This is a genomic window from Pseudomonas sp. EA_5y_Pfl2_R50, from assembly GCF_963970475.1.
Lineage (GTDB): Bacteria > Pseudomonadota > Gammaproteobacteria > Pseudomonadales > Pseudomonadaceae > Aquipseudomonas.
Map to the genome: position 1 here is coordinate 1 of NZ_CAXAPT010000123.1, position 513 is coordinate 513.

General features: G+C 66.9%; 1 protein-coding gene. It reads left to right on the plus strand.

All coding sequences use genetic code 11. The features are described 5' to 3' along the window. Window positions 1-513, plus strand: a 513-nt coding sequence (locus tag AACY19_RS27020; RefSeq protein WP_339454556.1) for a pseudouridine synthase, incomplete at both ends; no start/stop codon positions are given.

A 513-nucleotide genomic window follows, 5' to 3' on the forward strand; every position in this document is an offset into this window, starting at 1 on the left:
CGCGCACCGGCCAACTCCGCGTCGATGGCGCGCGCGCCAAGCCCGGCGATCACGTCGCCACCGGTCAAGCGATCCGGGTACCGCCCGCCGAACCGGTCCGGGTCGATGCCCCGGTCAAGCGCGAACGACCGCCGCTCAGCGATGACGAGATCACCTTTGCGCGAGAGATGGTCATTCATCGCGATGCCCAGGCGATCGTGCTCAACAAGCCGCCCGGCCTCGCCACGCAAGGCGGCACCAAGACGATCGAGCATGTCGATGGCTTGCTCGATGCCTTGCAGGACGATCTGGAGGGCCGCCCCAAGCTGGTCCACCGGCTCGACAAGGACACGAGCGGAGCCCTGCTGATCGCGCGCACCGCGCGTGCCGCCGCCTATTTCTCCAAATCCTTCTCCTCGCGCACTGCACGCAAAACCTATTGGGCGCTGGTCGTCGGCGTGCCCTCGATCGAGGACGGGATGATCGAACTGCCGATCGCCAAGCAGCCCGGTTCTGGCGGCGAGAAGATGCATG